Raw genomic sequence first — 26,205 nt, forward strand, 5'->3', positions numbered from 1 at the left:
ACTCCAAAGGCTGCAAGAAAGCAAGGGGCCAGGGGAAAATCCCTGGAAGAAGTTGCGCGTGCAAGCCGTGTCTTGCGCCATGGTGCCATCTGGCGTCGAAAAACCGCGGAACACTGCCCCGAAGAACGCCACTTGGCGCGCGTGCGGGCTTGTCCGTGCGCGCATTTTCTTGACCGGGAGGGGCCGCTTCCGTTCGCCAACCTACCGGTGGAGACCCCCGATGGCGCTTGGGCCGTCAGACGCGGCGGAAGGTCAGGTAACGGCCGACGCGGCCTTCGCGGATGGCCTTGGCTTCATAGCGCGTGCCCGGCCATCCGTCCCAGGGCGTCTTCCAGTCACCGGCCGTTTCCGCCGTCCATTCGAACGCCGGATGGTCGCGGCAGTGGCGCAAGGTCCAGTCGACATAGGTGTCGATATCGCTGGCGAAACGGAACTCGCATCCCGGCCTGAGCGCACGGGCATAGCGGGTGAGGTTCTGCTCGTTGATGAACCGGCGTTTCCAGTGCCGCTTCTTTGGCCAGGGATCGGGATAGAGCTGATAGGCAAGATCGACGGAAGCTTCGGGAAGCCAGTCCAGAACGTCGACCGCGTCGTCGCCATAAAGACGGACGTTTTCAAGGCCCTCGTCCACGACCGCGGCGACCGCCTTGGCCAGGCTGCCGACGAAGGGCTCAACACCGATGAACCCGGTTGACGGGTTGGTCCTTGCCCTGTGGAGCAGGTGCTCCCCGCCGCCGAAGCCGACTTCCAGGCAGATGTCGTGAACATCCGCCCCGAACAGCTCTCGCAGGTCCCCCGGCGCCGGTCTGCCGAGGTCCAGCGCCAGGGCCGGCAGGTCGTTTTCCATCAGCGCTTCGCGGCGCGGGCTCAGGGGCTTGCCTTTGCGGCGGCCGAAAAAGGAGCCTTCGTATCTGTCAGTCATCTTGCAACAGTTTCAAACCAAGGGATCGCCGGCGTCGGCCGGCGATCCCGTCTGCGTGGTGCATGTCAGCGCTCGAAATCGGATCAGCCCGCGAGCGGGCGGAGCACGTCAACCAGGTCGGTCTTCTCCCAGGAGAACCCGCCGTCGGCATCCGGCTCGCGGCCGAAATGGCCGTAGGCCGCGGTGCGCTCATAGATCGGATTGTTGAGCTTCAGGTGCTGGCGGATGCCGCGCGGGCTCAGGCTCATGACTTCGCGCAGCGTCATCTCCAGCCGGGCCTCGTCACAACGGCCGGTGCCGTGCAGATCGACATAGACAGACAGCGGGTCGGCGACGCCGATCGCATAGGACAGCTGGATGGTGCAGCGATCCGCGAGGTCTGCGGCCACGACGTTCTTGGCAAGGTAGCGCGCCGCATAGGCCGCCGAGCGGTCGACCTTGGTCGGATCCTTGCCGGAAAACGCTCCACCGCCATGGGGCGCAGCGCCGCCATAGGTGTCGACGATGATCTTGCGGCCGGTCAGGCCGGCATCGCCGTCCGGACCGCCGATGACGAAGGCGCCGGTCGGGTTCACGTGCCAGACGGTGTCACCATTGATCCAGCCTTCCGGCAGCGCCGTGAGGATGTGCGGCTCGACGATCCGGCGCACATCTTCGGACTTCAGCGCCGGATCGAGATGCTGCGTGGACAGCACGATGGAGGCGACGCCGACAGGCATGCCGTTTTCATAACGGACCGTGACCTGGCTTTTCGCGTCCGGGCCGAGCGCCGGCTCGCTGCCGGATTTGCGCACCTCGGCCAACTGGCGCAGAATCTTGTGAGCGAAAAGAATCGGAGCCGGCATCAGCTCTTCGGTTTCACGGCAGGCATAGCCGAACATGATGCCCTGATCGCCCGCGCCTTCATCCTTGTCGCCACTGGCATCGACACCCTGGGCGATATGGGCGGACTGCGCATGAAGGTGCACGGCGATGTCGCAGTTTTCCCAGTGGAAACCGTCCTGCTCGTAGCCGATGTCCTTAACGGCCATCCGCGCCAGATGCGCAATGTATTCCTTGGTGATGGTCGCCGGACCGCGGGTTTCGCCGGCAATGACGATCCGGTTGGTCGTCGCCAGCGTTTCGCATGCCACACGGGCTTCCGGCATCTCTCTGAGATAGGCGTCCACGACCGCATCGGAAATGCGGTCACAGACTTTATCCGGGTGTCCCTCTGACACGGACTCGGACGTGAACAGGTAATTCTGACGTGCCATTGGCGATCGTCCTTCTGGGAATGAATATGAGCGAAGTGGCGATGGTCCCCGCCGCTTCGCGTGCATCAATCTTAGAAGTTCTTCGCCACGTCAAGCACGAGATGCGTTTTTTCAGTCGTCACCGGCAAGAGACCGGACGAGGTCGACGATCCGGCGGCGGACCTTCGGGTCCTCGATGCGCACGAAAGCCTTGTTCAGAGACAGTCCCTCGGAAGACGACAGGAAGTCGACAACGTAGGAGGTCGGCTGGGTTTCGCCGAAGCCCTCGGCTTCTTCGGGCGTGCCCGGGGCATCTTCAAAGAAGAAGGAAACCGGAACCTTGAGAACGGTCGCGATGTGCTGCAGGCGGCTTGCGCCGATCCGGTTGGTGCCTTTTTCGTATTTCTGGATCTGCTGAAAGGTGATTCCCAGGCTTTCGCCCAGTTTTTCCTGACTCATGCCAAGCATCATCCGCCGGAGACGGACACGGCTTCCAACGTGAATATCAATCGGATTCGGAGACTTCTTACTGGGCATTTGCGTCGCTCTTTCTTTTTTCCAGCGGCAGCACCGCTTTGTTTAATTTGCACAAGTTCCCTCGAAGTCCTCCCCTCAAAGGCTCAAGAGACTGAAGTGTGCCCGCAACCCTTCACTTGCACGTGAAGCAGCCTTCAATCGGCTATTTCACGGTTGTATCACAGGTTCTTCACTCAACTCAAACAAAAAATATCAATCTAAGCGCGAACCCCGGTTGTATTGAGCAATAGCCGCAAAAGCGACAAGTAGAAACATGGCAACAAGCACCGGAACATCGCCAAAAGTCTCATAGATAGTTTTGCCAATACGCAGAGGAAGCTTGCCGTCTATGATGCCTTTTTCGAAAATCTCCAATCTTTCAATAACTTCTCCCTTTCCGTCTATGATGGCGGAGAGGCCTGTATTCGCGGCTCTTACAAGGGGCAGGCCCGTCTCGATCGCCCGCATCCGCGCCTGCGCGAAATGCTGGTAGGGACCCGGGGTGCGGCCGAACCAGGCGTCATTCGTGACGTTCAGCAAGAAGGACGGGCGCTCGGAATCCCCCGGCAAAAGGCCCGGGAAGATCGCTTCGTAGCAAATCATGGGTAGAAAACTAAAACTTTCGGAGGTAGACAGCACACGCTGCTGGTACCCGGCGTCAAACCCTTCGATGGGGGCCGCCAGGCTGGAAATCCCCAGCTCCTCAAGCAGCCACTTGAGCGGCACGAACTCGCCGAACGGCACGAGGCGAACCTTGTCGTAGATGCCCTTCACCGTCCCGTCTTCCGCGATCACGTAGACACTGTTGAAGTAATCGGGGCCGTCAACACCGGTTTCGGCGCGAATGGCGCCGGTCACCAGTTCGGTCCCCGATCCGAGCGCGGCGGCGATCCGGAAAAGGGCGCCCGGCTGCTGCGTCAGCAGAAAGGGTACGGCGGATTCAGGCCAGACCACCAGTCTCGGCTGCCCGACCCGGGCGCTGCCGCCGAGCGGGGCTTCGCTCATGTCGAGATATGTCTGGAAGATCTCTTCCCGAAGCTCCGGCAGCCATTTTTGCCTCTGATCGATCGACGGCTGGACGATGCGGATATCCAGGCCCGCATCCTGTGTCTCCACCGTCGAGAGCCGGATGGAGCCGTAGGCGAACACGGCCGCAAGGACCGCGACCGCCGTAACGAGGGCCGTCAGGCGCTGGCGAAGGGGCCTGGCATCTGCAAGAACCGATGGGGATGCGGCGATTGCAACGACCAGGAAGGTCAGGCCGTAAAGGCCGACGAGGCTGGCCGTCTGCGACAGCGGCAGGGATCCGGAAACCGCATATCCGAAGGCATTCCAGGGAAAGCCGGTGAGCACGTGGCCGCGCAGCCAGTCCGCAAGCGTGAGGCAGGCGGCCAGCAGCAGGATACGGCGAAACTGATCGGTCCAGAAAAGCGCGGCCAGGGCAACCCCGGCGCCGGTGAACAGGGCGAGACCGACAGGCATTGCCAGAACCGCAAAAGGCATCATCCAGGCAAACTTCTCCGCCTCCACGAGAAAGGCCGCGCCGATCCACCAGAGGCCGGAGAGAAAATAGCCGAAGCCGAACAGCCAGCCGAGCGCGAAGCCGGTCCGCAGGCGCGCGCGCGCCTTGCCGCTGCCCGGCTCCAGCGCGCCGTCCAGCAACCAGACGAAACAAGGAAAGGTGATCAGGACAACCGGCGTCAGATTGTAAGGGGGAAGCGCAAACGCGGTCGCGGCTCCGCAGAGCACGCAGAACAGGCGCCGCTGCCAGCCCCAGGCCAAAAGGAAGGTATTCGGCAGGGCGGACAGGCGTTGCGACAACCAATGCATTGAAAATCAATCTCCCCTTGTACGGCAAGGAGATTTGTCGGTCGGCAGCCGGGCGGTCAAGGTCTAATGTGGTTTAACAGGGGACAGCGGAGCCTGGAGAAATGTTTCGTCATGGTCCCGGCGCACGCCAGCCCCGGCCCGAGGAGGCGCAGGGCGCCGTCTCCATGGCCTGCCGGGATCTTCCACGCCCGGGCGCCGGGACAGGCCGGGACCCGAACTCACAAGACTGAATGCACCGGTGGCTATCTGTTGCCGCCGGACGCCGTGGATTTGGTCGGGCTGTCTTCCTCGCCCGAAGCGGTTTCCACCGGGGGAGCATCCGGGCGTTTCGGGCGGCGGCGCAGCTCCTGCGGACGGGGCTCGGCGCGGCGCCGGCGGATCTTCAGGCGCTTGATGCGCCTGGGGTCCGCATCCATCACCTCAAACTCGTAGCCGGGCACTTCATCGGGCACGAGCAGGAGTTCGCCGCGAACCGGGACACGGCCGACGGAAAAATAGAGCAGACCGCCCAGCGTATCGACGTCCTCGGAAATCTCGCCTTCCGTCAGCCGGGTTCCGAGCGCTTCGTCGAGGTCCTCGAGCGGAAGACGCGGATCGGCGATCCACACGCCGTCCCCCGCCGGGGTCAGCATGGCTTCTTCGTCCTCGTCATGCTCGTCTTCGATATCGCCGACGACCTCTTCCACCAGGTCTTCCAGCGACACCAGCCCGTCCGTGCCGCCATATTCGTCGATCACCAGCGCCATTTGGATCCTGTCGGCCTGCATTTTCGCCATCAGGTCGGTGGCCGGCATGGAGGGCGGCACGAACAGCACGTTCCGCAGGAGCTTCGCGTCTTTCAGCGTGACCGACAGGTCGACGCTGGACAGATCCAGGTCCGGCATGTTGTGGCCATTGCGGCCGTTGCCGTTACCATTGCCATTGCCGTTCTGGAGCGGGGCCTCGTCCCCTTTCGCGTCCTTGTCCGCGGCCGTTGCGGCACGATTGGCCGCACCGCGTTCGACGATATAGGCCATCAGGTCCTTGATGTGCACCATCCCGCGCGGATCATCGAGCGAGATCCTCAAAGACGGGCATGCGGGAATGGCCGCTCGCCTGGAAGAGTTCCACCACGCGGCTCAGCGTGGTTTGCGCATCCACGGCGTCGATATCCGCCCGGGGGATCATCACATCGTCCACGCGCAGTTCCCGCAGACGCAGGATGTTGCCCAGAAGCAGACGTTCTTCCGGCGAAAAGGCGGTGTCGCCACTGCCTTCGCGCGCCAGTTCGTCCTCCAGGTTTTCGCGCAGGCTCGAAGCCTGGCGCCCAAGACGCAGTACACGCTTGATGTGGTCGAGAAAGGCCGCAGTCCACTGCGGCCTGGTCTGTTGCGGGTCTTCCCCGTCCTGGGACTGTCCTGCCGTATCGGCCTTCGGCTCACCAGCAGGACTTTGCATTTCTACTGCGCTCATCATCCGTCAATACAAAAATATCGTGTTCCATGATGCCACTTAACCACCGTCCGCCACAAGAGGCCTGTCGGCATAAGGGTCATCTATGCCTAAGGACGCCAATATGGCTTTCTCAAGGCCTTCCATCAGTTCCGCTTCTTCATTGTCCTGATGATCATAGTCGAAAAGGTGAAGCAGACCGTGAATTGTCAGATGGGAAAGGTGATCGGAGAATTCAATTCCCAATTTCCGTGCTTCTGCAGCGACTGTTTCATAGGCAAAGACAATGTCCCCGAGAAGGGGTCCGTAAACCTCTCCCCTGGGGTCGCTGCCGGGGAAGGAGAGGACATTTGTCGGCTTGTCCTTGTCGCGCCACTCCCGGTTCAATTTCCGGATCGACGCGTCGTCGGTGAACAGGAGCGATACTTCGGTGTCACCGACGACCTGCAGGTCCGCCGCGGCAAAGGCGGCGGAGATCGCACGCCGGGCAATGGCGGTCAGGCTGTCTTCGTCCGGCCAGTCTCCCGCCTCTATCGACAGGTCGATCACAAATCCATCAGGCAAGACGTCGGGCATTGCGGTCCAAAAGCTCTCAGGAAACGGCGGCTTCGCGCTTGCGCGGCCGCGGCGTAGTTTCCCCGCGATCCGCATCGCGCTGCCGCTCGGCATAGCGCCGCTCGCGCGCTTCGGATTCTTCCCGGGAGGCATTGTCATAGGCGGTCACGATGCGGCCGACCAGTTCGTGACGGACGACATCCTTTTCGGTGAACCGCACATGGGCGACATCCTGGATACCCGTCAGCAGGCCCAGGGCCTCCCTCAGGCCGGACAGCTGCCCTGGCGGCAGGTCGACCTGGCTGGGGTCGCCGGTGACGATCATCTTCGAGCCTTCGCCCAGGCGCGTCAGGAACATCTTCATCTGCATGGAGCTCGTGTTCTGCGCCTCGTCGAGCAGAACCACCGCATTGGACAGGGTCCGGCCGCGCATGAAGGCCAGCGGAGCCACTTCGATCATGCCCGACTGCAGGCCGCGATCGACCTTTTCCGCCGGCATCATCTCGTAAAGCGCGTCGTAGATCGGGCGCAGGTAAGGATCGACCTTGTCCTTCATTTCACCCGGCAGGAAGCCGAGCCGTTCGCCGGCTTCCACCGCCGGGCGCGACAGCACCAGCCGGGCGACATCGCCGCGTTCCAGAAGCGCGGCCGCATAGGCGACCGCCAGGAAGGTCTTGCCCGTGCCGGCCGGTCCCGTGCCGAAAATCAGGTCCGCCCGGTCCATGGACCGGATATAGGCGTCCTGCGTGGGCGTGCGGGCGACAATGGTCTTGCGGCGGGTGGCGATCTGGGCAAAGGCAAGCCGTGATTTCGGCTCCAGGGTCGGCAGCGGCAGCTGGGCTTCCGCCGCGGCCGCCATGCGCAGGGCGCCGTCAACATCGCCCGGGTGGATCTCATGACCCTGCAGGAGCCGCTGATACATCGCTTCCAGCGCCGTGCGGGCCTGGGCACAGGCGGTCTGAGTGCCTTTCAGCGTCACCTGGTTGCCGCGGGCAATTGCGTCGACCCCCAGCCGCTGTTCGATCAGGGCCAGGTTCTGGTCGAATTGACCGAAGAGATCCCCGATCAGCCGGTTGTCTTCAAATGCAAGAACAATATGAGTCATATCGGAGGCCGAACCGGCCGCAGGGGATTGATCCGAAGTCTTGCGGGAAGAAGATTGGCTGTCACGCGTCAAATGACGTCTCCTGTCATCAACCGGCCTGAGCCGCCGGAGCCGGGATGGCCCCGGAAAAGTCCGTTTCATCTTGCCCTTCAATCAAACGACCGAACAGCGAATTAGATCCGATCTGAACGATTTCCACCGCTTGTATCGTGCCGACCAGATTTTCCGGCGCGTCCAGCTGGACCGGCTGAAGCCACGGCGACTTGCCGACGAGCTGGCCGGCATTGCGGCCCTTCTTCTCCAGCAGCACGTCGCAATGCATTCCGAGCCGCGATGCGTTGAAGGCCTTCTGCTGTTCGCTTACGAGCGCCTGCAATTCGGCCAGACGCGCGGACTTCACCGCTTCCGGCACCTGATCGTCCATCGTCGCGCCCGGCGTTCCGGGCCGCTGGCTGTATTTGAACGAGAAGGCGGAGCCATAGCCCACGCGCCGGATCAGATCCATCGTGTCTTCGAAATCCCGGTCCGTTTCACCCGGAAATCCGACGATGAAATCGCCGGATAGCGCGATGTCCGGCACCGCGCCGCGGATGCGGTCAATCAGCCGGAAATAGTCGTCGCGGGTATGACGCCGGTTCATCGACTTGAGTATCTTGTCGGACCCGGACTGCACGGGCAGATGTAGATACGGCATCAGGCTTTTCAAGTCCCGGTGCGCCTCGATCAGGTCGTCGTCCATGTCGCGCGGATGGCTGGTGGTGTAGCGCAGCCGGTCCAGACCGTCGATTTCCGACAGCCGCCGCAGCAGACGCCCGAGGCCCCAGGTCGCCCCGTCCGGGCCCTGCCCGTGATAGGCGTTGACGTTCTGGCCAAGCAGCGTGACTTCACGCACGCCCGAAGAGGCCATGCGTTCGGCCTCGGTGACGATCTGCGCGACCGGGCGCGAGACTTCCGCGCCCCGCGTATAGGGCACCACGCAGAAGGTGCAGAACTTGTCGCAGCCTTCCTGAACGGTCAGGAACGCCGCCGGCGCGCGCTTTTGCACCGGCCGTTCGGCGCGCTCGGACAGGTGATCGAATTTCGCATCGATGTCGAATTCCGTTTCAACGACCTTGGCCCCCTGCCGTGCCCTGTTCAGGAGCGAGGGCAGTTGATGGTAGCTCTGCGGTCCGACGACCAGATCGACGATGGGCGCGCGCCTGGAAATCTCCTCGCCTTCCGCCTGCGCCACGCAGCCGGCAACGCCGACCATCATGTCCTTGCCGGATTTCGCGCGCTGTTCCTTCACCTTCCGGATGCGGCCGAGCTCGGAATAGACCTTTTCCGCCGCCTTTTCCCGGATGTGGCAGGTGTTCAGGATCACAAGGTCCGCGTCTTCCAGATCGTCGGTCGCCTGATAGCCTTCCGGCGCCAGCACGTCGGTCATGCGCTCGCTGTCATAGACATTCATCTGGCAGCCATAGGTGCGCACGAACACCTTGCGGGTGGCGCCTGCCTTTGCTTCCGTCTTTTCTTCAATCGCGCAAACGGCGCTCTGGGCCGTTTCCTGTTCTGTTTCCGGGCGGCTTGTCATTCGCTCCTCGTTGCCTGCATCAGGCAGCCGGCGTGTCGTGATGGTCAGGGCCTGCTGACACCTAAAATCGATCGGCCATCCGACGCTCAAACAGAACCGATTGAACGTTTGCTGATCGGGGGTGAGGACCTGTCGGCGGGTCCGTGTCCCGGCCCTTGGATTCAGGCGCCAGCTTTAACGGGTTTTTCCGCGTTATGGAAGAACTCGAATATCTCGATTTCCGCGGAATCATCGCTCTCGACCGGCTTTTGCAGCAGCGAGGCGATTGTCATTGCCCGAACCTGTCTCTCCAGACGGCGGGTAAGCGCCTTGCGGTCCGTGGTGCGCTCGACCAGCACAGGCTCACCCCAGGACACCGTAACATCGAGCGCTCCGTGGGTGAAAATGCCCCAAAGGTGCCCGGCAAGCTCCATATCTCCGTACCAGGCGGCGTGCGGCCGGTGCGCCCGGCCCATCGGCACGCCGTAAAAGCCGCGATAGGCCAGGGAGAGCGGCTGGACCCAGACCTTGATGCCTTCGCCGCCATTGCCGGCCGCCCGGGTCGCGGCCCCAAGCAGCGCCGAGCGGAAGGGCAGAACGGAATTGCCGTCGTTGGAGGTGCCTTCGGCAAACAGCACCATCGCATCTCCTGCCGCCATGCGTTCGGCGACCTCATCAGCCGCCCGGCCCGTATGCGCCCGTTTGGTGCGGTTCACGAAGACCGTGCGCTGCAATTTCGCAAACAGGCCGAAAACCGGCCAGCGGGAGACCTCCGACTTGGCGATGAAGGACAGCGGCATCAGCGACCCGAGGATGGTGATATCGACCCAGGAGGCGTGATTGGAAACGATCAGGAGCGGTCTTTCGTGCGAGGGCTGTCCGTCCTGGCGGACCCGGATACCGACCAGCCGCGTTGCGACGCGGTGCCAGATCTGCGGCAGCTTTCTTTGCACCGGAAGACGAAGCTTTATGGCGATCCACTGCAGCGGAATGAGGACCAGCGAGACGAGGGCCAGAATGAAGATAATGAAAACGGCCTTGATCTCAGCCATCGGCCTTTTTGTCCTTCGCGGGATCGAGCGGAACGCCGTAGAGTTCCAGCCGATGGTCGACCAGCTTGTAGCCGAGCCTCTTGGCAATGAATTCCTGCAGCGCTTCGATTTCCTCGTTGCGGAACTCTATCACCTTCCCGCTGCGCAAGTCGATCAAATGGTCATGATGTTCGTCGGGCACGGCCTCGTAACGCGAGCGGCCGTCGCGAAAATCGTGCCGTTCGATCATGCCGGCGTCCTCGAACAGCTTGACCGTGCGATAGACGGTGGAAATGGAAATCTTGGCATCGATCGCCACGGCGCGGCGGTAAAGTTCCTCCACGTCCGGATGTTCGTCGGAAGCCTGCTCAATCACCCAGGCGATGACACGCCGCTGTTCGGTCATGCGCATGCCCTTGGCGATGCACATGTCCGCTAGCGTTGATTGATGCTCGTCCGCCATTGAAGCGCCACCCGCTGGTCGATTGCTTTCTTTTGCTAAAGCGCTTAGCGAAGATCGATGCGCATGACAAGCGCCGTGCCGTCCGCGTCACTGCTGCCGTAATAGCCCTTGCGCCGGCCGACTTCCTTGAAACCGAGGCTCCGATAGAGCAACAAGGCGGATTGATTGGCCGCATCGACCTCCAGAAACAGGTGGTGGCAGCGCTCCGCATACAAACGGAAAAAACCCGTTTCCATCAGCTTCTTGCCGATGCCCCGGCCGCGCTGGCGGGGATGAACCGCAATGGTGATGACTTCCGCCTCGTCCGCGGCCGTCCTCAGGATCAAGAAGCCGAGCGGCGTCCGCGTCCCGTAGGGACTTGCCCGCCGGGCGACCAGAAAGGTCACGCCGTCCTGTGCTCGCATGCGCCCAAGTTCATCGACGTTCCAACCGTGGGAAAAGGAGGCTGCGTGAATTTCGGCAATCTTCGGCAGATCCTCGTCCAGCGCCTCTTCTATTACCGGCGGCTGGGTCCAGAACCACCAAAAACTCATTGCCGTTCGATCCTTCCCCTGGTCTGCGGCATGGCATCGGCCGGGCGCAGATAAAGCGGTGAAGGCGATGCCTTCGCCGGATCCGCGGCAAGCCCAAGCTCGGCAACTTCCCTGATACCCGGAAAAGTGCTGCGTGACAAAATCCGCTCCGGCGGCAGACCGAGTTTTTCAGCGACTTTTTCCGCTGCGGACCCGGACAATCTTATTCCCTCAGGCAAGGTTGCCGCAAGTTCGGTCAAAGTGCGCACGGCTGCTTCGCCGGAGGGAACGCCGGCAGAGGTGAATTCCTGGCAATAGACCTCTTCGCCCTTGCCGGTCAGCGCGACGAGCAGCGGCGCTTCGTCCTCCTCCCGGGCACAGGCCCGGGCAATCGCGGCAAGGGTGGTAATGCCGACGACGGGCGTGCCCAGCACCAGTCCGAAGCCGCGCGCAACGGCGAGGCCGACGCGCAGGCCGGTGAAGCTCCCCGGCCCCACCGTGACCGCGACCCGGTCGAGATCGGAAAAGGCCGTGGACGTCTCCGCCATCACTTCACCGATCATTTCCATCAGCCGTTCCGCATGTCCGCGGCCGATTTCCTCGCCGCAGGCCACAAAACACGCAGTGTCGGCACCATCGTCGAGGACCGCGGCGGCGCAATTGGCAAGGGCTGTGTCGATGGCTAGGACGCGCATGCTGGTCGATTATGAGTTGGTGGCCCGGGCCGGGATGACGACCACCACGACCTAAAGCATATCTAACAATGCCACTAACCCGGAGGCGGCGCCGTGTCGAGACAAGCTTTGGACCTAAGTCCAATGGGGGGCTTGCGTTCCACAAAGAAACCAGATTCACAAAAAGGGCCCGGCAGCACGGCCGGGCCCCTGGCAGTCAAGAGCGTTTGCGCTCAGATCGGACGGACTTCCTCGACCTCGGGCACGAAGTGGCGCAGAAGGTTCTGGATGCCGTGCTGCAGCGTTGCCGTGGAGGACGGGCAGCCGGCGCAGGCGCCGCGCATCGACAGGTAGACCACACCTTCCTTGAACCCCTTGAAGGTGATGTCGCCGCCGTCCTGGGCAACCGCGGGCCGGACCCGCGTCTCGATGAGTTCCTTGATCGTGTTGACGGTTTCCTGGTCCGCCTGATCGAAGAATTCGCCTTCCTCGGTATCCTCGCTCTCGCCGGCAGCCATGACCGGCTGGCCGGACATGAACTGTTCCATGATCACGCCGAGGATAGCCGGCTTCATATGCTGCCAGTCGGTTCCGTCCTTGGTCACGGTAACGAAGTCATGACCGAAAAAGACTGCGACAACTCCCGGAATGTCGAACAGCTTGTCGGCCAGCGGCGAAACCGCCGCGTCCGTCTTGGAACGGAAGTCGTACGTGCCTTCCGGCAGGACCACCCGGCCCGGCAGAAACTTCAAGGTTGCCGGATTTGGCGTTGCTTCGGTTTGAATGAACATTTTCCCGTCCTCGCGCTTATTCAACGCGTCCATTTGCAGAATGTGTCCTGCGGCTCTCCCATCGCATAACACCGATGAATGTTTCTAGCGCATTCGCACTCAGTTTGGAACCATTAAAAACTACATAAGTTCAGATCGGCGCCGGTCAAGCCTGCCGGCGCACAATAAGCTGTTGCCTCACGCCAGGGCCGCGATGGAATCGTCGTCCAGATTGCCCGGCACGATGGTCACGGGAATCGGGAAAGGTACGGCGGATTTTCCCGCAATCGACGAGACCAGGGGTCCCGGGCCTTCCGATCCCGTTCCGGCGGCCAGAACGAGGATCGCGATATCCGCATCCGCCTCGATCAGATCCAGAATCGCCTCCGCCTTTGCGCCCTCGCGCACAACGGTTTCCGGTTCCGTCCGGGCCACGGAGCGCACGCGTTCCGCCGCCTTGGCCAGCGTCGTTTCGGCTTCTTCCTCGGCCTCGGCCCGCATGATGTCCTCGACCCCCAGCCAGTGCTGGAAATCGCCCGGCGCAATGATGTAGGCCAGCGTGACGACGCCGCCGGTCCGCGCCGCGCGCTTGGCGGCATAGACGATCGCCCGGTCACATTCGGGCGTATCATCGACCACGACCAGAAACTTCCGGCGGTGGCCTTCCTCGTTGCTTTTTCGAATAGCTACCATGGCCGCATGCTGCCACCGGTCCGCGCGCTCCGCAAGCGGCGAAATTGCCGCGTTCGCGGCAGGCCCACGCCACCGGCCTGCCGGCAAATCCCTGCCCGTCATCGCGGACATGGCGGAGCAAAAGTTGACCCGCCAGCTGGTTGGTCCTTGGTGGCTGATCTCCAGCCCGACGGTTCCCTCAACGGCGCTGTCTGCTTCCAAGGCGGCGACGAAGCCAACTTCATCGCTCGCCGATGGACTACTTCAACAGCCTGCTAGACAGATGATCGATATAGCTCGTGTGAGCTTACTTATGCCTTCGCCACCAGTCCGCAAGCTTCCACCGCATTGTCACACCAGACCCGCCTTGCCTCTTCCTCGCTCAGGCCCGACAGCAACTGCTCGGTCGCGGAGATCCATTTCTCATATGTGGCGGCCAGCGTGCAGACAGGCCAGTCGCTGCCCCAGATGAGTCTTCCGGGTCCGAAGACGCAGAGAAGATGATCGACATAGGGTTTGAGGTCGTCCGCCGTCCAGTTTTCCGGTGCCTCGGTCACGAGGCCGGAGAGTTTGCACCAGGCGGATGTCTACGGTGCCAGAGTGCTGATATCCTCGGCCCACGGGGGAACCCTCTGGTGCGAATATCGGGTTTTGAGGCGTGGTCTATCACAACATCGAGCCCCGGGTGCCGCCCCAGCAGCGTCAGGAGATGGCTCAGGTGGCGCGGCTGTGTCAGAACGTCGACGGCCAGGGAATGACGCTCAAGCTCGACGAAGATACTTCGGGCAAGAAGCTGCCGAATGAGGGAGAGCGGACGATGAAAGCGTTCTTTGCCGGGCTTGGTGCCCTGATCGTGCTCGGGGTCATCACCGAACGCCGCGGTGAACATGGTCCAGGGCTACTGGAACGCATCAAACACCCGTCGAGGCAGTGAAAATCAACAGCCGAGAACCGATTGCGGATCGTCGCTGGCCTGCAACTTGGAACATATTGCTGCATAGAACATTCATTTAGCAGGGCATGGTGGCTCCCCTGAAACTGCTGAGTACCGTCGGGAGCGTGCTTCTGAACGGCCAAAGCAAAATTTTCACTTGGTAGAGGGAATTACAAATTGACCCTAAAGAATCTGGAACGCGGGTTAATATGGAGCACTCGTTACCTTACAATTGTCGCTGCTCTTGGCTCGCTTGCTGGTGCCTTGTTGATGTTTTTTCTCGGAAGCTACAATGTCTACGTAGCATTCCGGGACGTTTTTAAGCCAGGTGCCGAAAATGACGTTTTTGGCGCTAGTGCTATAATTGCTGTGATCGAAAGTCTTGATCGTTTTCTGATCGCTCTAGTTCTTCTCTACTTTGCCTATGGCGTCTATTCGCTTTTTATTCATCCCGAAGAACCGGAAGAAGAGTACTCGCTGCCGGCATGGCTTCGGGTCCGCCAGATCGGACAATTGAAACAGGTCGTCGCAGAACTCATCGTGGTGATTTTATTTGTACTTTTCTTGAGACAGGCCTTGCAGGCGTTTTCAACTGTCAACATAAACCTGGAATGGAATGAAATTGCCACCCTGCTGTTGTTGCCGGCCAGCACAGTGTTGTTGGGATTGGCGTTGCGGCTTGTCCAACTGCATCCCAAGGCACCTGCAAATCACCAGGACATGGAGCAGGGCGACGATACACGAAAGGGCAGAGAAAGTTCTTGAGTTGGCTGATCTCTAATTTCGGCGGTTGCGTCAAGGCCGCGATAAAGTCGAAATTGGATTGTGCAATTCACGAATGCTTGCAGCAGTCGGTCAGTCAACCTTTTCAATGGGGTTGCGGGTCGTTCACAATCGACTTTTGATGGTCCTCCCAAAACTCCAAGGAGCCTGTTGTCGGGGCTTGCTGTCGATTTAATCTCGTATTGTTATTGGAAGTCAGGTGGCGTTTCGGTTGAAGTTTCCGCTAGCGCAAGTCTGATCAGCCGCCGTGCGCGTTCGCGGCCGAATCGCCTCGCAAGCAATTCCTCCGCATCCTTCTGCGCGTCGATCTTGGTTTCGTGCACCCATACGCCCTCACTTTGGCGAACCGCGCCGGTTTGCTCAAGAATGCGAAATGTCTCTGATAACTCTGCGTCAGTCGGCATTGATTCACCGAGTCCCTTGTCGGCGCTGATTCCGGTCATCCGTCCGCATCATTGTACTGGAAAACACGGTACATTCTCAAAGGTTCCGTATTGAGCGTGATCGACGGCTGAACTGCCCCCGTTTCGACCGGACACTCCGTCTACTGGGTGGAGCGCCGTCGCTTGGTGAGGTACCGCTTAGCGATGTAACTATGAACGCGAGATCGCGTCGACACATGCAAAGTCAACAACCTGCTAGAGAATGAACTTCGACAGATCGACGTTCTTGGCCAGGTCGCCGATGTTCTCGCGGACGAAATCCGCCGTGATCTCCACGGTTTCGCCGCCACGGTCCGGCGCCGTGAAAGAGATTTCGTCCAGGATCCGTTCCATCACCGTCTGCAGGCGGCGGGCACCGATATTCTCGACCGAACCGTTCAGGTCCACCGCGACGGAGGCGATTTCCTCGATTGCGTCCTCGGTGAAGGACAGGCCGACCTTCTCGGTTGCCAGCAACGCCACATACTGCTTGATGAGGCTGGCTTCCGGCTCGGTCAGGATGGCCCGGAAATCCTCCTTGGTCAGCGCGCGCAATTCCACGCGGATCGGCAGGCGGCCCTGCAGCTCCGGCAACAGGTCAGACGGCTTGGCGACGTGGAACGCGCCGGAGGCGATGAAGAGAATGTGGTCGGTCTTCACCGGTCCATGCTTGGTGGAGACGACCGTTCCCTCGATCAGGGGCAGCAGATCGCGCTGAACGCCTTCGCGGGAGACGTCGCCGCCGGCCCGGCCTTCGCGTGCGCAGATCTTGTCGATTTCGTCCAGGAAGACGATGCCCGCATTCTCGACCAGCGCGATCGCCTCCTCGATCACCTTTTCCTCGTCAAGCAGCTTGTCGGATTCCTCGTCGATCAGCAGCTGGTAGGAATCGCGCACCGTCGTCCGCTTGGTCTTGGTCTGGCCGCCGAACGCCTTGCCGAGCAGGTCGGACATGTTCATGACACCGACGCTGGCGCCGGGCATCCCCGGCAACTCGAAGCTGGGCATGTTCGCCTGGGCCCGCACTTCGACCTCGATTTCCTTGTCGTCCATCTCGCCGTCGCGCAGCCGCGTGCGGAAGCTGTCCCGCGTTGCGGGGCTGGCATTCTTGCCGACCAGCGCATCCAAAACCCGCTCTTCGGCAAGCACATGGGCCTTCGCCTTGACCGCCTCGCGCTTCTGGTCCCGCACCATCGTGATGCCGGACTCCAGGAGATCGCGGACGATCTGCTCGACGTCGCGGCCGACATAGCCGACCTCGGTGAACTTCGTCGCTTCGACCTTGGTGAAGGGGGCGTTGGCGAGCCTGGCGAGCCGGCGGGCGATTTCGGTCTTGCCTACCCCGGTCGGCCCGATCATGAGGATGTTCTTCGGCAGCACTTCCTCGCGCATCATGCCGACCAGTTGCTGCCGGCGCCAGCGGTTGCGCAGAGCGATCGCCACGGCCCGCTTGGCATCCTTCTGGCCGACAATGTAGCGGTCAAGTTCGGAAACAATCTCACGCGGAGAAAAATCGGTCATTTTTTAAGACGCGCCTTCCATCAGTACATGTTCCATCAGCAGGCTGTCGCCCGTCCGGCCGATGAGATCCGCGATCTCGCGGAATCCCGCCTTGCGGTAGGCTTTCACTGCACGCAGGTTGGCCGGATCCGGATCGATAATGATCCGCTGATGGCCGTCCTGCCGCAGCTTGCGGACAAACGCCTGCAATACCCGGGTTCCCAGTCCCTTCGACAAATCGTCTTCATCGGCGATCGACAGGTCGACCCCCACACAATCGACCGGAAGAAGCTCCAGCCAGGGATATTCGCCGGTCAATTCAGTGCCTTGCTGGTCGCCTATCGACCAGACCTGAATGTATCCCTTGTCGGTTCCGCCGATCTGGAAGATGAACGGCCGCGTTGAATCGCGCCCTTCGATCATGTCTCTGACGTAACCGACTTCCGTCTGCGGATCGCCCCACCATTCCCGCCAGTGCGGCCTTGCCATCCAGTCGGACAGCAGCCGCAGATCTTCCGGCGTGACGGGGCGGAACGCGATCATGGGCGGTCTACTCCACCGTCTCCAGCGTCTCAACGGTCACGCTGCCGTTGGTGTAGACGCAGATTTCGGCGGCAACGGCCATGGCCTTTCGGGCGATGGTCTCCGCATCGTAATCCGAATCGGCAAGGGCACGTCCGGCCGCCAGGGCAAAATTGCCGCCGGAGCCGATGCCCATCATGCCGCCTTCCGGTTCCAGAACATCACCCGTCCCGGTCAGGACGAGGGAGACATTCTTGTCGGCAACCAGCATCATGGCTTCCAGGCGGCGCAGATAGCGGTCGGTGCGCCAGTCCTTGGCCAGTTCGACGCAGGCGCGCATGAGCTGGCCGGGATACTGTTCCAGCTTGGCTTCCAGCCGCTCGAACAGGGTGAAGGCGTCGGCCGTCGCCCCGGCGAAACCGGCAATCACCTCGCCCTTGGCCAGCGGCCGCACCTTGCGGGCGCTGTGTTTGATGACGGTCTGGCCGATGGAGACCTGGCCGTCGCCGGCAATCACGACCTTGCCGCCCTTGCGCACCATCATGATCGTCGTTCCGTGCCAGACGGCCGGTTCGCGCGTTTCGCTCATGCAATCCCCTTGCAACCGTCCCGGACCAGCCGGCGTTCGCCGGAACGCGGGATCCAGGAACTTTTCCTGTTGCCGCCCTATGTAGGCGTCAATCGCGGCATTTCCAAGCAGCCAATCAGTGGGACATCTCAATTCTGGTCGCCCGCAAGAGAGCATCCACCAGTTTGTCGAGCTGACCGCTTGCCCGTTCGTCGGAAAGATCGCCCTTGTCGTCGAAGGCGGCCGCCGCCTTGATGACCGAGACCATCTGCGGAAGAACCATGGCGCCGAGACCGACCTCCAGAATGGTCCGCATGCCGATCAGGCCCCGCATGCCGCCATAGCTGCCCGGGGAAGCGGCCCCGAGCGCAAAGACCCTCGTCTTGAAGGGATCCTTGGTATCCTTCACGCGGCTGATCCAGTCGAGCGTATTTTTCAAAAGCGGCGTCACGCCGGAATTGTATTCCGGGCAGGCGATGAACACGCCGTCCTGCGCCTGCAGCAACCGGTGGAGTTTCTTCGCATTTTCCGGGACGCCATTGGCATCCTCCAGGTCGCCGTCATAGATCGGCAGGGGATAGTCCTTGAGCGACATCCGCGTGACTTCGGCGTCCAGGATTGCCAATCGCTTGGCGGCGAGTGCGGCAAGTTTCCCGTTATAGGACCCGCTGCGGGACGAACCGGAAAAGACTAGTATCTTGGGATTGCGCATGAAGAGGCTCTGATTTGAAACTGGGTACAAGCCGCTTCACATTTCCAAACTATGGGCGATCAGGCAACCGCGAAACCGCTTTTCCTTCAACACCGCAGCCGAATTCCCGGCACGGCCGGGTTCGAGCCAGGACCCATTCAGAACAGGCTGGCGATGAACCCGGGGACGCATTTGACCGCATAGCTCCAGTCGTCCCGGCGCCATCTGGACATTTCGTAGATGGAGTCTCCAAGGTCCTCGCCCATCTCGGCAAACAATCTTGTGGGCCCCTGTTTCATCCGGTCCACCAGACGGCTGAGACGCGCCATGTCGATGTTGCCGGTCTGAATGAGGTGAACGGTTCCAAGCACCAGCGTCATCATGCTGTCGACGCCGGACGCCCCGAGACCTATCGGATCGCAAGCCCGGATCACCTGGAAGATCTTGCTGTTCTTGGCCGATCGCGGCATCAGGCCCTCGACCAGGCTCTGCAGGCCTTCCACCATGTTGGCCCATGGAAACGCCGTTCCCATGCCATGCTTGTAGAGCTCCGACACGCCATACAGGTAGTCGCCCTGCTCGAACTTGTCCGCGACTTCGATCAGGGTGACCACATGTCCGACGGCGCCGGCCTTGTTGGCGACCGTGCCGACGAACCTGCCGAACTTGGTCGTCGATGACGCAAGCGCATCCAGCGCACCCATTCGGGGGCCGTTCATGCCGGAAACGGCTCGCATCACCTCGGATGCTTCGTCGACGGTGAAGCCCCACCTGCGCAACTGTGACCAGGCGGCAATGAGCTTGCGGGCATCTCCGGCCCTGCCGAGCGAGCCGAGGAATTTCTTCATTTCCGGGACGCTCTTGTCGATCAGCTCCCGTCTGAGTTCCTCGAAGGCGCTGCTCTCGCCCATCTCGGCCGCCTCTGTGGCGAGCAGCTTTTCCGGCAGAGACAGGCGTTCGTCGCGCGCCGCTTCCTCGGCCACCCGGTCGAGATAGGCCTGCGGCGGGATGCACATGCGTTGCCAGGCGGAAGCGGAGTTGGGATCGTTCAGGGCCCGAATCGTCTTCTGTTCCGGATCGACCCGGCCGTCCGGATAGCGGAGCCGGACGACATTGTACTGGAAGTCCTTGATGGTGCCGATGGTCTTCGGACCGATCCTGCCATCTACATCCAGACGCTTTCGCGAGGTTCCCATCAGGTCGTTCAGCCTGACCTGAACAGTTTCCACGTCGAACTTCTCGTTCTTGCCGAACCGGCCGACGGAGCCCGAGATTCCAATCGATGAACAGATCACGTGCACTTCTCCCTGTGTCGCCTTTGGTGGACCATCTGCATGGGTCCGGGCTAACACAGGGGCGAGACAGGTCTCTGTGACACGCGTCACCACGGGTGGCGAAAGGAACGATCCGGAGAGATCGCGTCAGGAGTTCAAAACGAGAGATTCAAATTGGGGAGTTCGAGAATCGAACGGCGGAGAGACGGCTCTGCCGGGGCGAATCAAACTGCCGCGCCGGAATGGCCGAATGCCGGCCCTCGGGCAAAGGCCCCGAAGGCGCGGGCGGTCAGTGCCCCTTGCGGTAGACCCAGACGCGGGCGGGGGGCAGGTTTTTCCAAACCCACTCGGAGGAGTGGACAGAGACGCCCCTGACCGGTTTGACCGGAGCAAGCAGGCCGTAGGAAAACTGGATGAACGGCGCGCCCGGCTTCAGCAGCTGGAATGCCTCTTCCAGGAGCAAGTTGCGGACGGATTCGGGCCGGGTCAGAAGCGGCAGCGAGGAGACGATGCCGTCCAGTCCGTGATTGCCGTCCTCGTCATCGGCAAGGAAGCCGCCAGCCGCCGACAAGGAGCGCCGCAGGGAATAGGCATCGCCCTGAAGCACCGAAATGCCCGGGTAACGCAAGTCCAGAAGCTCGCAGAAATCCTGGCTGTACTCGACCAGGTTCAGTTGCTGACGGGAAAAGCCGCGATCCAGGATCGCCTTCGTCACGACGCCGGTACCCGGGCCGAGCTCGACGACGCGGGAATGCGGCCGCGGCGTCAGAAAGGAAGCCATCTTTGCCGCCAGGTCGGGTCCCGACGGAGTGAGGGCCCCGGTCCGCAACGGGTTTTGAGCCCAGGACCTGATGAATTTGACCTCATCCAGAACCTTGGTCCGGACGGCATTGGCCCTGTTGAGCTTCTCCCGGAGGATATCTCCGCGATTACCGTTGCGCTTCAGCATGTTACCTCGGTGACGTGAACGGGACGAATATAGGTACCCTTGTCAGAAGATGCTAGGGTATGGCCCCATAAAATTGAATGCACTGGTCTCTCTGGAGCGGACCGTATCCAAGGCGCGAAGGCGCAGGAAACCCGGTCGGTTTTCAAGTCTTCGCAACGCAGGAGACGGTCCGCTCCAGAGAGATCCGACGGACGCCAAAACGGCTGCGAGCAGCAGCGTCAAAGCCCTTGGCGGATGCACAGGCATCGACCTGCGGACTTTTCCTCCCTGCTCGTTGCCATTTTGACGCCAGTGCGTTCAATTTTATGGGGCCAAACCCTAGGCTAGGGATTCCTAAAATTGTATGTACTGGTCCGTTCCGGAGCGATCCGAAGGACGCCAAAACAGCTGCGAGCGGCAGCGTCAATGCCCTTGGTCGAAGCAACCCGCGGATTGGGCAGTCACGCCGATCTCCATCGGCCTCACACGCCCAGATCGTTGATGAAGTCCTTGACCTTGGAAAAGAAGCCGGTCGATGCCGGGTTGTTGTCGCCGGAGGATTCCTTCTCGAATTCCGCGAGAAGTTCGCGCTGGCGTCTCGTCAGGTTGGTGGGCGTCTCGACCGTCACCTGGATGTACATGTCGCCGTGCTGACTGGAGCGCATCACCGGCATGCCCTTGCCGCGCAGGCGGAACTGCTTTCCGGTCTGCGTACCTTCGGGAACCTTTACGCGGCTCGTCGAGCCTTCCACCGTGGGCACGTCGAACTGGCCGCCGAGCGTTGCGGTGGTCATGGAAATCGGCACGCGGCAATAAAGATCCGCACCGTCGCGCTGGAAAAGCTCGTGCGGCTTGACGGTCAGGAAGATGTACAGGTCGCCCGCCGGGCCGCCGCGCAGGCCGGCTTCGCCCTCGCCTGCCAGACGGATGCGGGTGCCGTCCTCGATGCCGGCCGGAATATTGACCGACAGGCTGCGCTCCTGGGTCTTGCGGCCGGAGCCGCCGCAGCTTTCGCACGGATCGGTGATCACCTGGCCGCGTCCCTGGCAGCTCGGGCAGGTGCGCTCCAGCGTGAAGAAACCCTGGGCGGCACGCACGCGTCCGGCACCGCCGCAGGTGCGGCAGACGGACGGGCTCGTGCCGGGTTTTGCGCCCGATCCCGAGCAATTGTCGCAGGTGATACTGGTCGGAACCTCGATCTCCACCGTCTTGCCGGTGAAAGCGTCTTCGAGGGTAATGTCCAGATTGTAGCGCAGGTCCGCGCCGCGCTCGCGTCCGCCCGACCGGCGGCCGCCGCCGCCCATGCCGAAGAATTCTTCGAAAATGTCGGACATGGTGGTGGAGAAATCGTGGGCGCCCGGCCCACCGCCGCCGAAGCCGCCGTTTTCAAAGGCCGCATGGCCGAAACGGTCATAGGCGGCGCGCTTCTGGCCGTCCTTCAGCGTATCGTAGGCTTCGTTGACTTCCTTGAACCTGGTTTCGGCCTCCGCATCGCCCGGATTGCGATCCGGATGAAATTGCATGGCCATCTTGCGGTACGCGCTTTTCAGCGTCTTGTCGTCCGCATCGCGGGCTACGCCCAGTACTTCGTAGAAATCACGTTTGGACATCAAGATCTCTCGGTCTTGTTGTTGCACCGCAGGCTGCCCGGATCAGCCTGCATTCAGGCCGATCGTAACTGGAGCGGCAGAGCGGCGCCGTCCGGATGGACTAAAGGCTGCTCTACAACTCCGGCGCCGGTCACGGCGAAAGCGCCGGGCAGAAGTGCCCTTGTCATCAGGCAATCACGCGTCCGGCGCTAAAATGATGCGGCCAGCCGTTTCCGGCTGGCCGCAGTTTTTATTTATGCCGATTTCTTGTCGTCGTCGTCTTTGACTTCTTCGAAATCCGCATCGACCACATCGTCTTCAGCTTTGGCCTCGGCCTCTTCGCCGCCTTCGGCTTCCGCTTCCGCCTGTGCGGCCTGGTACATGGCTTCACCAAGCTTCATGGACGTTTCGGCGAGAGCCTGCGTCTTGGCCTTGATGTCTTCCAGATCAGTGCCTTCCAGAGACGTCTTCAACTCAGCCAGAGCGGTTTCGATCGCGGACTTGTCGTCTGCGGAAACCTTGTCGCCGTAGTCCTTCAGCGACTTCTCGGTGGAGTGGACCAGGGATTCGCCCTGGTTCTTGGCTTCCACCAGCTCCTTGCGCTTCTTGTCTTCGTCAGCGTGCGTTTCGGCGTCCTTGATCATCTGTTCGATGTCGTTGTCGCTCAGACCACCGGATGCCTGGATGCGGATCTGCTGTTCCTTGCCGGTGCCCTTGTCCTTCGCGGACACGTTGACGATACCGTTGGCGTCGATGTCGAAGGTGACTTCGATCTGCGGTACGCCGCGCGGCGCCGGCGGCAGGCCGACCAGGTCGAACTGACCGAGGACCTTGTTGTCCGCAGCCATTTCGCGCTCACCCTGGAAGACGCGGATGGTCACAGCCGTCTGATTGTCTTCAGCGGTGGAGAACACCTGGCTCTTCTTCGTCGGGATCGTCGTGTTGCGGTCGATCAGACGGGTGAAGACACCACCAAGGGTTTCGATGCCGAGCGACAGCGGGGTCACGTCGAGCAGGAGAACGTCCTTGACGTCGCCCTGCAGGACACCGGCCTGGATCGCGGCACCCATGGCCACGACTTCGTCCGGGTTCACGCCCTTGTGCGGCTCCTTGCCGAAGAAGTTCTTCACGGTTTCCTGGATCTTCGGCATACGGGTCATGCCGCCGACCAGAACCACTTCATCGATTTCACCGGCCGCAAGGCCCGCGTCCTTGAGGGCGGCCTTCATCGGTTCGATGGTGCGCTTGACCAGATCGTCGACCAGCGACTCGAACTTCGCGCGGGTCAGCTTCAGGGTCAGGTGCTTCGGACCGGTGGCATCGGCCGTGATGAACGGCAGGTTGACTTCGGTCTGGGACGAAGAGGACAGCTCGATCTTGGCTTTCTCGGCAGCTTCCTTGAGGCGCTGCAGAGCCAGCTTGTCCTTCTTCAGGTCGATGCCCTGTTCCTTCTTGAACTCGGCTGCAAGGTAGTCGACCAGATGCATGTCGAAGTCTTCACCGCCGAGGAACGTGTCGCCGTTGGTGGATTTCACTTCGAAGACGCCGTCGCCGATTTCCAGGATGGAAACGTCGAACGTACCGCCGCCAAGGTCATAGACCGCGATGGTCTTGCCTTCGCTCTTCTCAAGTCCGTAGGCAAGGGCCGCGGCCGTCGGCTCGTTGATGATGCGCAGAACTTCAAGGCCCGCGATCTTGCCCGCGTCCTTGGTGGCCTGGCGCTGCGCGTCGTTGAAGTAGGCCGGAACGGTGATGACAGCCTGGGTCACCTTTTCGCCGAGATAGCTCTCGGCGGTTTCCTTCATCTTCTGGAGAATGAAGGCGGAGACCTGGGAGGGAGAGTATTTTTCGCCGTTGGCTTCCACCCACGCATCGCCGTTGTCAGCCTCGACGATACCGTAGGGAACCAGGCCCTTGTCTTTTTCGACGGTCGGGTCGCTGTAGCGACGGCCGATCAGGCGCTTGACCGCGAAAAGGGTATTTGTCGGGTTGGTGACCGCCTGGCGTTTTGCCGGCTGACCGACGAGACGCTCGCCGTCGTCGGAGAAGGCCACCATCGAAGGAGTGGTGCGGGCGCCTTCTGCGTTTTCAATAACCTTGGGATCCTTGCCGTCCATGACGGCGACGCACGAGTTGGTCGTGCCGAGGTCGATACCAATGACCTTTGCCATATCTGCCTCTCTTTCTAGCAAACCGGAAAGACCCATTAAGGCGTCTGTTCCGGCTCCTCTCACTTGGGTTCCGGGGGACCGGACATTGCGCCAGACCTTCCGGCTGAAGACCTGGCGCAAGCTTGACCGCTATATAGGTGGATGAAACTTTGCCTGCAAGTCATCTATCCACTGACATTTTGCAGGCTGTGCAAAGACATCGCCGATATTTCTTCGCAAGTCGTTACCGGGAAAGCGAAGACTGCGGAGGCCGCGCCGAATTCTGGAATTCATTTCGGGCATCGAATCCGATCCAGGCCTTTGTCCTAGATCGCGGCAATTGCCATCCGGCCCGGCTCCGGTCGTGGAGGTTGCGGCGGCAATGACGAACGGACACAATGGCCCGCCATGCAGGGAGCCGCCAGGCAGGGAGCGTCATGCAGGAAGTTTCCATCAACGGCCCGAGCGGCCTCTCCTATCTGCCCGGTTATTTCGACCGGGGCGCGCAGGAAACGCTGCTGGAGGAGATCCGCGCGATCGTTGCAGAGGCGCCGCTGTTCCGGCCGGTCATGCCCAAGACCGGAAAACCGTTCACGGTGAAGATGAGCAATTGCGGGCCGCTCGGCTGGGTGTCCGATATCAACGGCTACCGCTATCAGCCGCACCATCCGGAGACGGGCAGGCCCTGGCCGGAGATGCCGGAGCTTCTCACGAGCCTCTGGCGCGACGTTGCGCCGCAGGCCCCGCCTCCCGAGGCCTGTCTCATCAACTATTATGAGCCGGGGGCCCGCATGGGCCTTCATCAGGACCGGGACGAACAGACCTTCGAGGCGCCGGTCGTTTCCGTTTCCCTGGGCGAGACGGCCACCTTCCGCGTCGGCGGCCTCAGCCGCAAGGACCCGACCCGGTCGTTCCGCCTGCAATCGGGCGACGTGGTCGTGCTCGGCGGCGAAGCCAGGCTGGCTTTCCACGGCATCGACCGGGTGCTGAAAGGCACGTCGACGCTGCTGAAGAACGGCGGGCGGATCAATCTGACCCTGAGGCGCGTGACGGGAGAATGAGGGAAGGCTTCGCCTGCCCCTCATCCTTCCAGATAGACCGCCTCGCAGCGCACCGGAAAATTCACCGACCGGGCGATGTAGCAGACGTCGTGGATCCTGCCGTGGATGGCGTCGGCCTTTGCCAGATCCGTCCCGGGCGGCACCGTGATCTTCGGCCGCAGGGTGGCCCGCAGGAACCGGCCAGCGCCGCCTGGTTCCGACTCGCCGATGGCTTCGGGCGCATCCTCATAGGCGGTTACCGTAATCCCGGCATTGCTGGCCAGGTGCAGGTACCAAAGCATGTGGCAGCTTGCGAGCGCCGAAAGCAGCAGGTCTTCCGGATTATGCAGGGCCGGGTCGCCGCCGAGCAGCGGATCGTTCGAACAGGAGACCGGCGGTTTGCCCGGCGTCCTGATCTCCCAGCTCCTGTCATAGCCCCGGTAGGTTTTTGTGCCCTCGCCCCGGTTTCCCGTCCAGGCGACGGCGGACGTGTATTTGTGTTCCGAGTTCATCCACGCACTCCATCAAGTAAAGTG

26 protein-coding genes and 2 pseudogenes are annotated in these 26,205 nt (G+C 61.6%); 2 read left to right on the forward strand and 26 right to left on the reverse strand.

Going from position 1 to position 26,205, the window contains the following annotated elements; translation table 11 throughout:
- Window positions 1-235: 235 nt before the first annotated feature.
- From trmB to ON753_RS26840, 16 genes and pseudogenes are all read right to left on the reverse strand, one after another.
- Window positions 236-922, reverse strand: a complete 687-nt coding sequence (gene trmB / locus ON753_RS19140) for a tRNA (guanine(46)-N(7))-methyltransferase TrmB (RefSeq protein ID WP_265964477.1) — start codon at window positions 920-922, stop codon at window positions 236-238.
- Between the two features lie 83 nt (window positions 923-1,005).
- Window positions 1,006-2,178, reverse strand: a complete 1,173-nt coding sequence (gene metK / locus ON753_RS19145) for a methionine adenosyltransferase (protein WP_265964479.1) — start codon at window positions 2,176-2,178, stop codon at window positions 1,006-1,008.
- A gap of 111 nt (window positions 2,179-2,289) precedes the next feature.
- Window positions 2,290-2,694, reverse strand: coding sequence for a helix-turn-helix domain-containing protein (locus ON753_RS19150; protein ID WP_023014432.1), 405 nt, complete (start codon window positions 2,692-2,694; stop codon window positions 2,290-2,292).
- Between the two features lie 192 nt (window positions 2,695-2,886).
- Window positions 2,887-4,503 (reverse strand): apolipoprotein N-acyltransferase, encoded by a 1,617-nt coding sequence (gene lnt / locus ON753_RS19155; protein ID WP_265964488.1) that lies wholly within the window; start codon window positions 4,501-4,503, stop codon window positions 2,887-2,889.
- Window positions 4,504-4,745: 242 nt separating this feature from the next.
- A pseudogene (locus tag ON753_RS19160) lies at window positions 4,746-5,955 on the reverse strand (hemolysin family protein).
- 39 nt (window positions 5,956-5,994) lie between these two features.
- A complete protein-coding gene (gene ybeY / locus ON753_RS19170) occupies window positions 5,995-6,510 on the reverse strand; it encodes an rRNA maturation RNase YbeY (protein ID WP_265964495.1) in 516 nt (171 codons plus the stop codon).
- Between the two features lie 16 nt (window positions 6,511-6,526).
- Window positions 6,527-7,594, reverse strand: a complete 1,068-nt coding sequence (locus ON753_RS19175; protein ID WP_265964497.1) for a PhoH family protein — start codon at window positions 7,592-7,594, stop codon at window positions 6,527-6,529.
- A gap of 88 nt (window positions 7,595-7,682) precedes the next feature.
- On the reverse strand, window positions 7,683-9,167 hold the full coding sequence (gene miaB, locus ON753_RS19180) for a tRNA (N6-isopentenyl adenosine(37)-C2)-methylthiotransferase MiaB (protein WP_265964498.1): 1,485 nt from the start codon (window positions 9,165-9,167) through the stop codon (window positions 7,683-7,685).
- A 161-nt stretch (window positions 9,168-9,328) separates the two neighbouring features.
- Window positions 9,329-10,198, reverse strand: a complete 870-nt coding sequence (olsA, locus tag ON753_RS19185; protein ID WP_265964499.1) for a lyso-ornithine lipid O-acyltransferase — start codon at window positions 10,196-10,198, stop codon at window positions 9,329-9,331.
- Window positions 10,191-10,640, reverse strand: coding sequence for a Fur family transcriptional regulator (locus ON753_RS19190; RefSeq protein ID WP_265964501.1), 450 nt, complete (start codon window positions 10,638-10,640; stop codon window positions 10,191-10,193). The genes olsA and ON753_RS19190 overlap by 8 nt, the downstream gene beginning before the upstream one ends.
- Window positions 10,641-10,684: 44 nt before the next feature.
- The gene (gene rimI, locus ON753_RS19195; protein ID WP_265964504.1) at window positions 10,685-11,173 is read right to left on the reverse strand and encodes a ribosomal protein S18-alanine N-acetyltransferase; all 489 of its coding nucleotides are present in this window, start codon (window positions 11,171-11,173) and stop codon (window positions 10,685-10,687) included.
- Window positions 11,170-11,847: a tRNA (adenosine(37)-N6)-threonylcarbamoyltransferase complex dimerization subunit type 1 TsaB gene (gene tsaB, locus ON753_RS19200; protein ID WP_265964507.1), complete on the reverse strand. Its 678-nt coding sequence runs from the start codon at window positions 11,845-11,847 to the stop codon at window positions 11,170-11,172. The genes rimI and tsaB overlap by 4 nt, the downstream gene beginning before the upstream one ends.
- 212 nt (window positions 11,848-12,059) lie before the next feature.
- Window positions 12,060-12,617 (reverse strand): NifU family protein, encoded by a 558-nt coding sequence (locus ON753_RS19205; RefSeq protein WP_265964509.1) that lies wholly within the window; start codon window positions 12,615-12,617, stop codon window positions 12,060-12,062.
- 177 nt (window positions 12,618-12,794) lie between these two features.
- A complete protein-coding gene (locus ON753_RS19210) occupies window positions 12,795-13,289 on the reverse strand; it encodes a universal stress protein (protein ID WP_265964511.1) in 495 nt (164 codons plus the stop codon).
- Window positions 13,290-13,579: 290 nt separating this feature from the next.
- Window positions 13,580-13,840 (reverse strand): annotated as a pseudogene (locus ON753_RS19215) (amidohydrolase family protein); the annotation flags it as partial.
- Window positions 13,822-14,157 (reverse strand): amidohydrolase family protein, encoded by a 336-nt coding sequence (locus ON753_RS26840; protein WP_377047137.1) that lies wholly within the window; start codon window positions 14,155-14,157, stop codon window positions 13,822-13,824. The gene ON753_RS26840 and the pseudogene ON753_RS19215, both read right to left, overlap by 19 nt.
- A 222-nt stretch (window positions 14,158-14,379) precedes the next feature.
- On the opposite strand from ON753_RS26840, the gene ON753_RS19225 reads away from it, so the two are divergent.
- Window positions 14,380-14,967: a YqhA family protein gene (locus ON753_RS19225; RefSeq protein ID WP_265964516.1), complete on the forward strand. Its 588-nt coding sequence runs from the start codon at window positions 14,380-14,382 to the stop codon at window positions 14,965-14,967.
- 203 nt (window positions 14,968-15,170) lie between these two features.
- On the opposite strand, the gene ON753_RS19230 is transcribed toward ON753_RS19225, so the two are convergent.
- The 9 genes from ON753_RS19230 to dnaK all read right to left on the reverse strand — a co-directional run bounded on the left by ON753_RS19230 (window position 15,171) and on the right by dnaK (window position 24,650).
- Window positions 15,171-15,428, reverse strand: coding sequence for a hypothetical protein (locus ON753_RS19230; protein WP_265964518.1), 258 nt, complete (start codon window positions 15,426-15,428; stop codon window positions 15,171-15,173).
- Window positions 15,429-15,623: 195 nt separating this feature from the next.
- Window positions 15,624-16,928, reverse strand: coding sequence for an ATP-dependent protease ATPase subunit HslU (gene hslU, locus ON753_RS19235; RefSeq protein ID WP_265964519.1), 1,305 nt, complete (start codon window positions 16,926-16,928; stop codon window positions 15,624-15,626).
- Between the two features lie 3 nt (window positions 16,929-16,931).
- Window positions 16,932-17,450, reverse strand: coding sequence for a GNAT family N-acetyltransferase (locus ON753_RS19240; protein ID WP_265964520.1), 519 nt, complete (start codon window positions 17,448-17,450; stop codon window positions 16,932-16,934).
- A 7-nt stretch (window positions 17,451-17,457) separates the two neighbouring features.
- Window positions 17,458-18,018, reverse strand: a complete 561-nt coding sequence (hslV, locus tag ON753_RS19245; protein ID WP_265964522.1) for an ATP-dependent protease subunit HslV — start codon at window positions 18,016-18,018, stop codon at window positions 17,458-17,460.
- 115 nt (window positions 18,019-18,133) lie between these two features.
- Window positions 18,134-18,709 (reverse strand): NADPH-dependent FMN reductase, encoded by a 576-nt coding sequence (locus tag ON753_RS19250; RefSeq protein WP_265964523.1) that lies wholly within the window; start codon window positions 18,707-18,709, stop codon window positions 18,134-18,136.
- 137 nt (window positions 18,710-18,846) lie between these two features.
- Window positions 18,847-19,983 carry a peptidoglycan-binding domain-containing protein gene (locus tag ON753_RS19255; protein WP_265964525.1) on the reverse strand — a complete coding sequence of 379 codons (1,137 nt, stop codon included), beginning with the start codon at window positions 19,981-19,983 and terminating at the stop codon, window positions 18,847-18,849.
- Between the two features lie 268 nt (window positions 19,984-20,251).
- Window positions 20,252-20,911 carry a class I SAM-dependent methyltransferase gene (locus ON753_RS19260; RefSeq protein ID WP_265964527.1) on the reverse strand — a complete coding sequence of 220 codons (660 nt, stop codon included), beginning with the start codon at window positions 20,909-20,911 and terminating at the stop codon, window positions 20,252-20,254.
- Between the two features lie 461 nt (window positions 20,912-21,372).
- A complete protein-coding gene (dnaJ, locus tag ON753_RS19265) occupies window positions 21,373-22,500 on the reverse strand; it encodes a molecular chaperone DnaJ (RefSeq protein ID WP_265964529.1) in 1,128 nt (375 codons plus the stop codon).
- A 233-nt stretch (window positions 22,501-22,733) separates the two neighbouring features.
- Window positions 22,734-24,650: a molecular chaperone DnaK gene (gene dnaK, locus ON753_RS19270; protein ID WP_265964531.1), complete on the reverse strand. Its 1,917-nt coding sequence runs from the start codon at window positions 24,648-24,650 to the stop codon at window positions 22,734-22,736.
- A gap of 416 nt (window positions 24,651-25,066) precedes the next feature.
- On the opposite strand from dnaK, the gene ON753_RS19275 reads away from it, so the two are divergent.
- Window positions 25,067-25,690 carry an alpha-ketoglutarate-dependent dioxygenase AlkB family protein gene (locus tag ON753_RS19275; RefSeq protein ID WP_265964532.1) on the forward strand — a complete coding sequence of 208 codons (624 nt, stop codon included), beginning with the start codon at window positions 25,067-25,069 and terminating at the stop codon, window positions 25,688-25,690.
- A 20-nt stretch (window positions 25,691-25,710) separates the two neighbouring features.
- Here the strand turns inward: ON753_RS19275 and ON753_RS19280 are convergent, their stop codons facing one another.
- Entirely contained in the window at window positions 25,711-26,181 is a 471-nt protein-coding gene (locus ON753_RS19280; protein ID WP_265964534.1) for an OsmC family protein, read from the reverse strand.
- Window positions 26,182-26,205 lie beyond the last annotated feature (24 nt).

Origin of the sequence: Roseibium salinum, assembly GCF_026240905.1 — a bacterium.
Lineage (GTDB): Bacteria > Pseudomonadota > Alphaproteobacteria > Rhizobiales > Stappiaceae > Roseibium > Roseibium salinum.

What these genes read in the sequence shown, in the direction of transcription:
- trmB (WP_265964477.1), bottom strand. Translation starts at nt 922, where the DNA reads ATGACTGACAGATACGAAGGCTCCTTTTTCGGCCGCCGCAAAGGCAAG.
- metK (WP_265964479.1), bottom strand. Translation starts at nt 2,178, where the DNA reads ATGGCACGTCAGAATTACCTGTTCACGTCCGAGTCCGTGTCAGAGGGA.
- ON753_RS19150 (WP_023014432.1), bottom strand. Translation starts at nt 2,694, where the DNA reads ATGCCCAGTAAGAAGTCTCCGAATCCGATTGATATTCACGTTGGAAGC.
- lnt (WP_265964488.1), bottom strand. Translation starts at nt 4,503, where the DNA reads ATGCATTGGTTGTCGCAACGCCTGTCCGCCCTGCCGAATACCTTCCTT.
- ybeY (WP_265964495.1), bottom strand. Translation starts at nt 6,510, where the DNA reads ATGCCCGACGTCTTGCCTGATGGATTTGTGATCGACCTGTCGATAGAG.
- ON753_RS19175 (WP_265964497.1), bottom strand. Translation starts at nt 7,594, where the DNA reads ATGACTCATATTGTTCTTGCATTTGAAGACAACCGGCTGATCGGGGAT.
- miaB (WP_265964498.1), bottom strand. Translation starts at nt 9,167, where the DNA reads ATGACAAGCCGCCCGGAAACAGAACAGGAAACGGCCCAGAGCGCCGTT.
- olsA (WP_265964499.1), bottom strand. Translation starts at nt 10,198, where the DNA reads ATGGCTGAGATCAAGGCCGTTTTCATTATCTTCATTCTGGCCCTCGTC.
- ON753_RS19190 (WP_265964501.1), bottom strand. Translation starts at nt 10,640, where the DNA reads ATGGCGGACGAGCATCAATCAACGCTAGCGGACATGTGCATCGCCAAG.
- rimI (WP_265964504.1), bottom strand. Translation starts at nt 11,173, where the DNA reads ATGAGTTTTTGGTGGTTCTGGACCCAGCCGCCGGTAATAGAAGAGGCG.
- tsaB (WP_265964507.1), bottom strand. Translation starts at nt 11,847, where the DNA reads ATGCGCGTCCTAGCCATCGACACAGCCCTTGCCAATTGCGCCGCCGCG.
- ON753_RS19205 (WP_265964509.1), bottom strand. Translation starts at nt 12,617, where the DNA reads ATGTTCATTCAAACCGAAGCAACGCCAAATCCGGCAACCTTGAAGTTT.
- ON753_RS19210 (WP_265964511.1), bottom strand. Translation starts at nt 13,289, where the DNA reads ATGGTAGCTATTCGAAAAAGCAACGAGGAAGGCCACCGCCGGAAGTTT.
- ON753_RS26840 (WP_377047137.1), bottom strand. Translation starts at nt 14,157, where the DNA reads ATGTTCACCGCGGCGTTCGGTGATGACCCCGAGCACGATCAGGGCACC.
- ON753_RS19230 (WP_265964518.1), bottom strand. Translation starts at nt 15,428, where the DNA reads ATGACCGGAATCAGCGCCGACAAGGGACTCGGTGAATCAATGCCGACT.
- hslU (WP_265964519.1), bottom strand. Translation starts at nt 16,928, where the DNA reads ATGACCGATTTTTCTCCGCGTGAGATTGTTTCCGAACTTGACCGCTAC.
- ON753_RS19240 (WP_265964520.1), bottom strand. Translation starts at nt 17,450, where the DNA reads ATGATCGCGTTCCGCCCCGTCACGCCGGAAGATCTGCGGCTGCTGTCC.
- hslV (WP_265964522.1), bottom strand. Translation starts at nt 18,018, where the DNA reads ATGAGCGAAACGCGCGAACCGGCCGTCTGGCACGGAACGACGATCATG.
- ON753_RS19250 (WP_265964523.1), bottom strand. Translation starts at nt 18,709, where the DNA reads ATGCGCAATCCCAAGATACTAGTCTTTTCCGGTTCGTCCCGCAGCGGG.
- ON753_RS19260 (WP_265964527.1), bottom strand. Translation starts at nt 20,911, where the DNA reads ATGCTGAAGCGCAACGGTAATCGCGGAGATATCCTCCGGGAGAAGCTC.
- dnaJ (WP_265964529.1), bottom strand. Translation starts at nt 22,500, where the DNA reads ATGTCCAAACGTGATTTCTACGAAGTACTGGGCGTAGCCCGCGATGCG.
- dnaK (WP_265964531.1), bottom strand. Translation starts at nt 24,650, where the DNA reads ATGGCAAAGGTCATTGGTATCGACCTCGGCACGACCAACTCGTGCGTC.
- ON753_RS19275 (WP_265964532.1), top strand. Translation starts at nt 25,067, where the DNA reads ATGCAGGAAGTTTCCATCAACGGCCCGAGCGGCCTCTCCTATCTGCCC.
- ON753_RS19280 (WP_265964534.1), bottom strand. Translation starts at nt 26,181, where the DNA reads ATGAACTCGGAACACAAATACACGTCCGCCGTCGCCTGGACGGGAAAC.